This is a genomic window from Desmospora profundinema (genome assembly GCF_031454155.1).
GTDB lineage: Bacteria > Bacillota > Bacilli > Thermoactinomycetales > DSM-45169 > Desmospora > Desmospora profundinema.
In genome coordinates, this window is record NZ_JAVDQG010000004.1 from 424635 (window position 1) to 435413 (window position 10779).

Sequence of the window (10779 nt, forward strand, 5' to 3'; positions counted from 1 at the left end):
TTATCACGGGCCCATCAAGTGGACAATATCAACCATCTGAACAGAACAATCCCTTATATTCCAAATTACTACTAAAATTACGAAAGAAAATTTTCGCAAAGTTATATTCATCTGCCTTCAGGGTGGGGTTTGCATGTGATCAGATGAAGAAGAGAGGATAGATTTCCAGAAGGCTCCATTAGAAATCAGTTAAAAATGTGAAAAAACAATGGGGAGTTCGACTCCAATCGACAAAACTTTTTCATAAAATAAGACTTTATTCCTATATATAGGTGATAAGGCGTGTTTTTCCGATCGCTTTCACAGCCTTTTAAGAAGTCCGGTTTCCAGATACAATAAAGGGAAGGGACGGCGGATCATCCCGCACAACCCCCTTTGATAGGAGTGATGGGGATGCAACCGATGGTCGAGTTTTGTCTCAGCCGGTTAACCCCCGAGGTCATGGAAGTGAAGGAAGAGTTGGAAAAAGATCCGGAGATCGAGGTGTTAGAAAGCCCCTGCTTGGGCAATTGTGAGCTGTGTGCACAGACCCCCTATGCCATGGTGAATGGGGAGATTGTCACCGGAGAAAGCCGACAGGAGCTGCTTGCCAATATCCGCTCTGAAATCGAAAAGCAGCAAAAGCAGATGGAAGATCTGTTCGACCTGCTTTAAAAGCCTTCCTTTACTGGGTGGAAAAATCGAATATCATGCGGTTTGTCCGGCTCCATGGCCGTGATCATAAACAAAACCCAGTGCCCATGAAGGCGCCGGGTTTTTGTTTTTCTTATCAGAAAAGCCACTTTCCGTCTTTTTGGACCAGATGGCCGTCCAGGTGGATTTCCCCGCCTTCGCGTAAGTCTTTGACCATGTCCCAATGGACGGCGGACCGATTGGTGCCGCCGCATTCCTCATAGGCTCGGCCCAAAGCCAAGTGGATGCTGCCGCCGATTTTTTCGTCAAAGAGAATGTTGCGGGTATGTTCCTGGATTCCGTTGTTGCAACCGATCCCCAGCTCTCCCAGGTAACGGGCGCCTTCATCGGTGTTCAGCACCTGGTGGAGATAATCTTCTCCTTTTTCCGCGGAAGCTTCCACCACTTTTCCTTCGCGGAAGGTGAGGCGAATCCCCGAAACTTCACGACCGGCGAGTACAGCGGGCCATTCATATGTAATCGTCCCCTCTGTTTTTCCTTCCAGGGGAGCAAAAAAGAACTCACCCCCGGGCATATTGTTTTCCCCTCCGTCAATTACACCCTGACGACCTTCAATACTAAGGGTGAGATCCGTCCCTTTACCTATGATGCGCACCTTTCTCGCCTCATTGAAGCGGGTGTTGGCTTTCTCCATAGCTTGTTTGAGGGAAGGCCAATCGATGTTTACCGCTTTGTAAACAAAGTCTTCATAGTCCGGCAAGGAACGGTCGGCATCTTGAGCGAGGGCGGGAGTCGGGAAGACCGTGACCACCCAGCGGGCTTCATTACGCATGAAGCGTTCCATTATGGGCATGGAGGCTTTGCGGCGCCGTTGGATTTTATCCGGATCGATCCCGGTCAGATCACGGCGGTTTTCTGGTGCGTCAATGTTGATGGTGGCATCGGCCTGTTGGTAAACGGTTCGTATGATGTCCGGAATGTGGTCCAGCTGGTCTTCGCTGGCTTCCTCAAACAAGATACGGGCGTATGTGGACCCCAGGTCAACAAACGGAAATCCCCCTCGACGCACAATGAGACGGTACACTTCTTCAATTAATGGCCGGGCGAGAGGAGTGGAATGGATCACAACCTGATCACCTTTTTTCACTCGGATGGAGTGGTCCACCAGAGTGGAGGCGAGCTGTTTCACACGGGGATCGGGCATGTCGATCATCCTTTCAGATGGATTGGAAACGATTAGAACATCATCGGCTGCCTAAGCAGCCACACTCACTATACCATAGCTGGAGAATGCTTTCGGGTAAGGAAACCCCCATGAAACTTTTGATTGAAAGATTCGATCTCATCGGTTAAAATGGAAACAAATGTTCTTGTTGGATGGTGTTGGATTCCCTCGTTTTAACACCTTATACATCCAATGGAGTAAAGATATAACAGATTAAGCGTAATTCCGTCTATTCATGTTTGATTTTCTGGCAATGTAGGGTATCATTCTGATAATCGGACAAGTGGATGGAGAGGCAGGGGGCAATCATGGTCGAACGGCAGCGGGTGGAGAGGGAAATGGAGAGATTACGTTCCACTATGGAACGGGAAGCAGCGAAACGGGGTCTGTATCACCCCGTTGTGATTCATATCAGTCAACAATTGGACAAGCTTCACAATGAATGGAATCGTCTGCAGAAAACGGAGGAAAAAGACGTCTACATGATGCGGTGCTACCCCTACGAAATCCGGGAAGCGGCCATTGGCTCTTGCATGAACCGTCCTGCCGGGCACGGGTCTGGTTGTATCTCCTGCATCATCTCGGTATAATGGAGTTACCATCCATCACGCCACTGAAGGAGGGATGTTGCGTGATTGAATTGTCGGAGCGAGCCGGACACCGGATTCGTGAGATGCTCCAGGATGAAGAAGATCCCGATCAGTACCTCCGTGTCGGCGTCAAAGGCGGAGGTTGCAGCGGGTTTACCTATAGCATGGGATTTGAAGGAACCAAGACCGATCAGGATGAGGAAGTGGAACTGCACGGCATTCGTGTTTTGGTGGACAAGGAGAGCGAACCGTTGATCCGCGGTCTGCAGATCGATTACAAGGAATCGATGATGGGCGGGGGTTTCACCATCCAAAACCCCAACGCCATCGCCACCTGCGGCTGCGGCACCTCCTTCCGGACGGCGACGAAAGAAGGTATGCCGGAGAAGTGTTAAGGCGCAGGGGTTGCGGACTAGGCGATAGATTTTTATCGGTTATCAACCGTTGATTCAAGGATGATACGCATCATTTAACCGCCTCTTGACGGTATTGCACCGTTAGGAGGCGGTTTTTTGTGCGAAGAAAACGAGTAACAGCTCGGGCAGCATCGACAGAAAATACGCAACAACGAAAGCTTAAATTAGAGCTTAACGCAGCATTTGAGTATTTTATTAGCGCGAAGAAAGGTGAGGGTTTACGGGATCGAACGATTAAAGATTACTCAAATGCATGGCGATATTTTTGCACCTGGATGGTATGGGATCGATTGGGAGAGAATCGGATTTTATGGCATGTTCTATGATAAATCCGGTCGCGGATTTACGATCGCTGCTGGACAAGTGGTAGAAGAGGCGGGGGAAGTCGAAGCGGTATAACGTAGGATGGCGCCGCAAGGCGCCTTTTTATAAATCCAACCAAGAAAAGAATGAGGAACAACAGAAAGGCGGAGATTCCAGGACGTGTCCAACTGTCCAGTGTGAGGCTTCGATGAACGGACAGCACGACGGGTGTTAGCAAGAATGAGCAAGAGCGTGGCATAAATGGGAGTCATAATTTTTTTTCGCGTTAACCTGCAAAATGGCGTCCGTAACCTCGTAATGAGGGGAAAAGTTGAGCAAAAACGCCACACCAGACGATCAACCAACCAACTATATAGGTAAGAGCAAATATAGATGACAAAGCGCAGAGGAGACAAAGAGGAAGACCACAACGATTAACTTGATCTTTGTGCTGTTCAATTGGAAAATGCCACTCTGGAGTAAATCATACCGGAGCGGCATTTAAATTTTTTCCTATACGATCAAACGAACAAAAATAGTTAATGCACAGACCGATCCTGCTATTATAATGAAAATCGAGCCTTTCCGGTCCCTATCAGCTTTCAAGTCCATAATCCCAAATATACATAATGCTATGGCTGCTAGGATTACTCCTATATCAACCCAAAGCATACTGTCCGTAGCTACCGAGATAAAGAATAGGATGACGAGTAAAGTGATCACGATAACTTTAATTAGTGTTTTCGCTTTCCCTGTGTTCTTTTTATTGTTCACCAAAATAAAACTCCCTCCTTCAAAAAAAAGGTATATTTTCATTATAAGCACATAGCGCAGGGTTTTCAATCCAAAAAATTTTTCAAATACATATTGACTTATTTATTTACTATATAGTATATTTCAGCGTGGGTTGAAAAATTACACCAAATTAGGAAGGAAGATTCCTGTGAAAAACAGCTTGTTCAAGTGTATTATTCTAATTTCGGCTTTTTCTCTCGTTTTTTCAGCATTGGTGCCTTCCTTTGCGATGGCTGCACCAAATGATGTGGCTAACAGGAATGATATTTTTGAGGAGCTAAGGCAAGATGAAGACATTAAAGACATCAAAGTTGTAAACCAGAATCAGATTGTTGTCTACTTTGAGGATGGAAATATTGTGTCTGTTACACGTGACAAAAAAACTAATAAGGTAACGTTAGACTCTAACACAATGGATAATTCCGAAGTAGTTGAAATGGAGTCAATGGTTAACGAGTTAATCTCAAATTTTAGTGAGGGGTTAGCGCAAGAAACAGAAGATGGAATAATGATGGCAGCAAAGTGTAGCAAATACAAATACGTTACGACACTGAAAGGGAGTAATAAATTTCAAAAAGCCGCTTTAAAAGTTGCTCTAACTGCTCTAATGTTGATCATTGGACAGAAATTCGTGGTGGGAGGATTGGCGATATTACTGTCAGTAATAGATGATATCCTCCCTCGCGATCAATATGTAAAGACAGATGTGTATTATAAAAAATGTGGCAAGAAAATAACTGCTAAATATATTTCCAAATATTATAAGAAGTCTAATTACACGGGCTACATTAGAACCCAGACAAGATATAAGACGGTTAACTTGAGATAGCATTTGTTAAATGGATATGTATGAGGCGCTACACACGGCGCCTTATTTTTTTGTCCCAAAATGCTGATATAAGAACGGGAGGAGGAAGGTGTATTGGTGTATTTAAATTATTTCCACACGTATCGTGTGACCATGTGAACTTTATGTACGTCAGTTGCAAATGCATTATAGAGGGAGTATTTCTGCTTTGATCTTATGATGATGAGCATTGGTATCAAAATGCGGTCTTACTTTATGGAGAGGGTATTTTCTGTTGATGGGATGGGGGCGGGGATTCCCCTTGCGCGTTTTGGCCGATCGCTCTTTCCTTCAAACCCAAGGGTGCCTATACTGGCGTTCTTTTTTTATTTGCTCATTAGTCCCAAAAGGTGCCATATGTTACCCAAATAAAAAGGAGGTTTTCGATGATGCTGACGGCGGAGATTCTCCCGGTCATTAGAAAGATGAAGGGTTGCTCGCAACAGATTAGGGTCGCTGGTTGGTGTGTCTGTTCGTATATCCGAAAGATCGAGGGATTCGACAGGCCGCTTACAGATACCCTTAGACGAATAATCACGGATGCGCTCAATTTGGACGAATATTTTATCACAGAGGTTACAAGTATGTACGAAAAAGCAAAGGAGAAGGAGTGGAGAGGGTATTCGGAAAATTGATGATCAGACATCTGTAGTGTTTCGTACAGAAAAAGAAGAATTGTCGTTCAGAGATTACCCCGTATTCACCGTATCTTACGCTTGAAGTAAAAACTAACGGCAGTGTGAAGTTACAAACGCCTTTAAAACGGTTTATCCGTGTGCTAGTTGATATTTTCGGTTATGACGCAATAAAAGACGCCGTAGACAATTACCCGGAGATATTACGGAGAGAGGATGCTGACGATGAACGATAAGAAGGCGCAGCCGAACGATAAGCAGTCGTTACTTGACGCCAATGGTTATGAAGTCTACAACCGAGGGGGTTACCGTTTTAATTCGGGGTGTCGGGAGGGGGATCCGCTTTAATTCCGAAGGGGTAGCGCAGGGGTAGGCGGTAGGTATGGCGCAGCGTTTAACCGTTACGTTAGGATTCGATCCGTTATCGACTGTGGTTTTACCTAGGCGTAAGATAACGGGAGGATAGCGGAAGACTGGCGGGAATATCTGCGGAATACATAGCGGGTATCTGCGGCAGGGGGATCGGATGAGAGCGTAGGTATGGCGCAGCGTTACGTAGGATAACGTTATGGTTACGTGGTGGCTGCGCCTGTATACCGTGTGGTGGCGTGTAGGTATCGTATGTATCGCCTGTTGTCGTCATGCTTAACGATAGTTTAAACGCTTCAATCAAAGCAAAGATTTCTTTCTTTCGTTTTTGTTTTCTTTTTTGTCGGCGAAATTCTTCGGAATACCTAACCCCCCCCCCCGTCGGAGGCTCCACGGCTGACGCAAGATAAATCCGTGCATCAAAATTTAACTCACGTAACCCACGAAAGGATAGAGGAAATGACGTTCTTAACGCTTTTATTTGCGCACCTCATCGCAGATTATCCGCTTCAAAGCGACTTCTTGGCGGAGATAAAAGGGCAGAATTAGGCCCAGAGGTAGCGAATGTCGATTTTGTCGTCCCGTAAAGAAGGAAAAGAATACCTTGGATATGGATAACTGCAGCACGACGGTAGATAGCACCGTTTATATAGAAGAATATATTGCCTCCATGGAGACTACGATTTAGAAATGGATGGTGAAAAATTGGGACCAGGGAAGAAAGATATAGTGTGCCTCCCTACTCATTAGGGAAATGATTTCAAGCCATTCAGTAAAACACGGCGACAAGAAAATACGATCTTGGCACGGGAAATGGGTAAAATTAGTCGCCAAAGTAACGTTTAACTCGTCACGGACGTCTTTTATATTATACTGCTTATCATCGTTGGTTGCGCGCTGCTAATTGCTGGCACGCATGCTGACTATTCCTTGTGTTCTTAAAACAACATCCCTCATCTGAATATAAAAAAAGATCAAAACCTGCTTTAGAAAATGTTGCATACGGGATCTGACCTTTATTCTCCAGTCATTATTTCGTTGTTTTCAATATGCCTAAATACTCTTTCCAAGGCCCAACGTCCGCCCTGTATCTCTCGCTCATTACTCGTACGATTTGAGCAATGTGTGTTAAATCATGAACAACCCACGTCGAAAGCAATTCTCTTACCTTTACTACACCGAATGCGGGGTGAGAACCCGTCCATTCAAGGTGCAATTCAGGTTTAATCAGTTCCTTCAGTTTGGTTGTATTTTGTATTCTAATCGTTTTAAATTCAAGTAACTGTTGTTCAATCGACCTTTCTGACTCTTTATTTAAGTGAGAATAACGATCAAAAGGGGGAAAGGGTTTACTTTCCCCTTCCTGAAGAATCATTTCTAATCTCGGGATCCAATTGTTTTTCTCTCCCTCAATGAGGTGATCAATCACTTCAGAGACACTCCAGCTTCCTTCGCCTTCATTATATTGCAACCATGGATCAGATAAACCAGATAAAAAATACTCCAATGTTTGTGGTGTACGCTCCAGCACTTCAATCGCTTCTTCCATATTAAAATTCATATAACTGCTCCTTTCTGTGATTCTTCCCGGTGTACTCTTCCAACAATCTCTTTCAATCAACAGGTATCTGATTCTGTTTTATAGTACAATAAAACCCATCAAATCAAGATTATTTTTACTATTCTATCATTTATTATTGATTATAGAACAACACGGTTCCGCTTTCAACATGTAGGTACAAGACTGTACCCTGCCTAATGATAGATGACATTCCCTCAAAAAGAAACGGCCCGCAAGCCGGCTGCTGAATGCAAAATGCCCGAAGTCAGACACTCCGGGCATTTTGCATATCGGTCCCTCGAGGATCTTTGGAATGAGAGGCTGAATATAAGCTCAAGCGGATACACATATTTCAGTTGGCACGGGGGAGTTTCCGAGGGGAATCGGTAAGGATTCCATGGAACGTGACATCGAATTGATAGCGGTTGTTAGAATCGACTCGATAATGGGTAAAATAGACGGTGAGCGTCTTATAGCCGCTCCAGGGTAAGGAATCCAATCTTTTCAACATCCGGTTGGCAGCGCGGTTCATTTTTTCCCAATCCGTAAGCTCGCCTTGGGAAGTGGTGCCGGTATACGTGCCCTCTAGGGTAAAGGTATTAAAAAATTGGGATTGGTGTTCGGTTGTGGTTATTTTCTTTAGTTTTGCGATGGATGCGATTTGTGCATACATTTTTGAGCTTTTTATATAGAGATGTTGCTTCAAGTAATCGTCGGAAACATGGGGAACCGTCCACTCATCCTGATTGTCCACAAGAAATTGCATATATTGCTGGTATTGACGGTTGAGGTTGGAGTCGTTGCTCAATTGGTGGATATAGTGATCATAATTGGAAACGTCGTTGCTCTTCACATAGTCGTTCAATGTTTTCATGGTGTTGAAATCGTGATGATACATATAGGACTGCAAAGCGAAGGCGTAATTGTAAAAATCCCAGCTCCCATATCGGGCGCGCAAGGTTTGGGCTACCGTATACCGTTGGGCTGGGTCGGAAGACAAACGCTTCACGATGGTTTTCCTCGGGACAACGTTATGAACGCGGGTAGAGCCGGCCAAAAATTCCGCGTTCCCTTCTTGCAGCCAGGTGATCCGTTCGTCTTCATATAGCGGCCCCTCTCCATAGAGTCCCGGTACAAGGTAGCGTCCTTGTAAATAATGAGTAAATTCGTGGCGAAATAATTCTTCCAGGGTGAAGACACTATCTTTGGGTGTCCGTTCGAAAGTGAAGAACGTCCCGATTTCTTCTATATAGATTCCGCCGTTATCGGTGCTGTATCCATACAGAAAGCGATTCATTTTATACTCATCCGGAGAATTGTAAAGGACGACGTTCATGATCTCATCCGCATTTCCAGGCTCCAGCGCTTCATCGCTCCCGACGATTCGGTGAAACTGTGCTTTCACTTCTTTGGATGCCCAGTATAATTGTTGGATTTTTTTTGTCGTGATTCGGTCTCCGGCACGAATGACAAACGTACCATCGTCAAACGTATACACCTTAGGTAAATAGTACTCCTTGCCTTCTTGGATAGCCCTTTCCACATCGACGGGATGTCCGTCATAGTCTTTTCCCTCGTAATCATCCCGAATTTGGATGATAGCGGTGAAGTACGGCTGGCTTAAATAAGAGTAACGTTTCATCGCTTCCGTGACGACCCGAAGCCCTTCCCTTGATTGGCTGTGAAGCTTTCCAAGCAGACTCACATAATAAATACCGTTATTGATCAGCCAGACATTGTCTTTCGTTGGATCCCCCAGTAGCGCATATTGTTCCAGCTCCCCGATGAACGAATCGATATGACCGAACCAGGGGGTTTCTTCAGGGGGCTGATCCGTATCAGAGAGATAGGACTCTATGTCATAGTGGATTCCGCTCATTAGGCTGTAGACGGCGTTTCCCTTTGAGCTCTCCGGCAGATACGCCTCTCGATTCGTGCGGAATTGTTTGAGGATCCTCGTCGCCTCGTTGACCGTGTCCACGTCACTGGACGCGTTTCCGATCAGCTTTCCATAGGCGGAAACGACTTCATCCTGCTCCTTTGTACCCAATGAAAAATACGGATTTTGCGCGATCGCCTTTAAGGCGGGGAGGCAACGATCATGGAAACTCCGCTCATTTAAGTATTGTAATTCATCATGGTAATACCCCAGGTAAAATCCCGACCGCAACACCTCCACCAGGGTAGGGATCCCCTTGTCGTCCTGATCCGTATACTGAAACCCTCTCTGGTAGAGCGCGTCAATCAGCGCCTGGACACGTCTTTCATCACTGTAAAAATCCTGCGAATCCCGGTTGAATTGGAACAGATCGGGGATATCGCTCCAGGTGATCGTGACAAGAAGATCAACCAACTCGTCGTAACTCAATGTTTTCAGGTAAGACATCGGATATGGTTTTTCTGTCGAGTGATTCTCCTCCGATTTACGGAGATCTTCGGGGTTGGGGGGTTTATCCGAGAAGTCAGTGACTTTGGCTTGCTTCGTAGACGGATACTCCGCAACCCTATCTTGCAACGGATCCGCTGTTCCCGGTGGAGCAGCAGGGTCAGCACCGGGACGAGGAGAGAGAGACTCCTTATGGACGGGTGCCGCGAAAACCACTCCTCCCAACAGGGTCAAACACAGAACGGTCGCGAGCAAAGAAGACAGCACCTTGATCCTTGTGTCCTTTCGTGGATTCACCTTGATCACCTCATCTTGTTTTGGCGGTCCCGTCCCAAGCGAGCGATCGGGGTAGGCGATGTCTATCGGCGGTGCGGGCGCGGATCCGATGGCACGGTGACCGTTTCCTTGCGAACTTTCTGAAAAATAGGAAACCAATTCGGAGTGAAAGACATGACGGCTCAAGTTGGCAGTTTTCCGAACCTCTCCTGATCCCCCTCCTGGATCATCCGGTCTCTTCCATCAATAAAAGCAAAAGAGATGCCACCGCACCCTTCCGAGAAGCGCTTTCGAACATCCCCTTCATCCTGTACCCCTATGACTAAACATATAGACAAATGGAGAGATCAAGTGTAAAAGACAGCCCAATGGCGTTTCAATTTTTAGACATTTCATTTCAATTCCGGGGACCCGTATGCATCGCTTGGTATCACACGTTGCAAGAAAAATAGGATCAAGCCTTTTTACGATGGAATCTGGGCCAAAACGAAAACGTTTGGTGTGGATTTCTTAAGTGATCCCAAACCTAAAGTGGTATCAAAATAAAAGGGTCTTGATAATCGGAGTGGTTAGACTGCCGATGGGAGTGTTTTTATTTTGGGATTGATGTTCGCGTTAGATAAGCTCACATAAAGGGGAGCAGAAAAATGATGTCAATTTATTTGACATCAATGGGGATGTTATTTATAATAACAACATCCAATCAAAAGGGCGGACTGTTGGGAAGGGCACAATGAGGTGTT

General features: G+C 45.6%; 8 protein-coding genes and 1 pseudogene. 6 read left to right on the forward strand and 3 right to left on the reverse strand.

Annotation, left to right across the window (positions count from 1 at the left end; translation table 11 throughout):
• Positions 1-393: 393 nt before the first annotated feature.
• Positions 394-654 carry a DUF1450 domain-containing protein gene (locus tag JOE21_RS11065; RefSeq protein WP_309865948.1) on the forward strand — a complete coding sequence of 87 codons (261 nt, stop codon included), beginning with the start codon at positions 394-396 and terminating at the stop codon, positions 652-654.
• Positions 655-769: 115 nt separating this feature from the next.
• Here JOE21_RS11065 and JOE21_RS11070 read toward each other — a convergent pair whose 3' ends face one another.
• Complete coding sequence (locus tag JOE21_RS11070; protein ID WP_309865949.1) at positions 770-1837, reverse strand: aminopeptidase; 1068 nt, start codon at positions 1835-1837, stop codon at positions 770-772.
• A gap of 329 nt (positions 1838-2166) precedes the next feature.
• Here JOE21_RS11070 and JOE21_RS11075 point away from each other — a divergent pair, with 329 nt between their 5' ends.
• From JOE21_RS11075 to JOE21_RS11095, 5 genes are all read left to right on the forward strand, one after another.
• Positions 2167-2448, forward strand: coding sequence for a Spo0E family sporulation regulatory protein-aspartic acid phosphatase (locus tag JOE21_RS11075; protein ID WP_309865951.1), 282 nt, complete (start codon positions 2167-2169; stop codon positions 2446-2448).
• A complete protein-coding gene (locus JOE21_RS11080; RefSeq protein ID WP_309866095.1) occupies positions 2448-2843 on the forward strand; it encodes a HesB/IscA family protein in 396 nt (131 codons plus the stop codon). Before JOE21_RS11075 ends, JOE21_RS11080 begins: the two co-directional genes overlap by 1 nt.
• Before the next feature lie 270 nt (positions 2844-3113).
• Entirely contained in the window at positions 3114-3263 is a 150-nt protein-coding gene (locus tag JOE21_RS11085; RefSeq protein ID WP_309865953.1) for a hypothetical protein, read from the forward strand.
• A gap of 847 nt (positions 3264-4110) precedes the next feature.
• Positions 4111-4791 carry a hypothetical protein gene (locus tag JOE21_RS11090; RefSeq protein ID WP_309865955.1) on the forward strand — a complete coding sequence of 227 codons (681 nt, stop codon included), beginning with the start codon at positions 4111-4113 and terminating at the stop codon, positions 4789-4791.
• Positions 4792-5195: 404 nt separating this feature from the next.
• Positions 5196-5444 (forward strand): hypothetical protein, encoded by a 249-nt coding sequence (locus JOE21_RS11095; RefSeq protein WP_309865957.1) that lies wholly within the window; start codon positions 5196-5198, stop codon positions 5442-5444.
• 1399 nt (positions 5445-6843) lie between these two features.
• On the opposite strand, the gene JOE21_RS11100 is transcribed toward JOE21_RS11095, so the two are convergent.
• Together JOE21_RS11100 and JOE21_RS11105 are read right to left on the reverse strand one after the other, a co-directional pair.
• Positions 6844-7374 (reverse strand): DinB family protein, encoded by a 531-nt coding sequence (locus tag JOE21_RS11100; protein ID WP_309865959.1) that lies wholly within the window; start codon positions 7372-7374, stop codon positions 6844-6846.
• Positions 7375-7768: 394 nt separating this feature from the next.
• Positions 7769-10057 (reverse strand): annotated as a pseudogene (locus tag JOE21_RS11105) (collagenase); the annotation flags it as partial.
• Between the last annotated feature and the right edge of the window lie 722 nt (positions 10058-10779).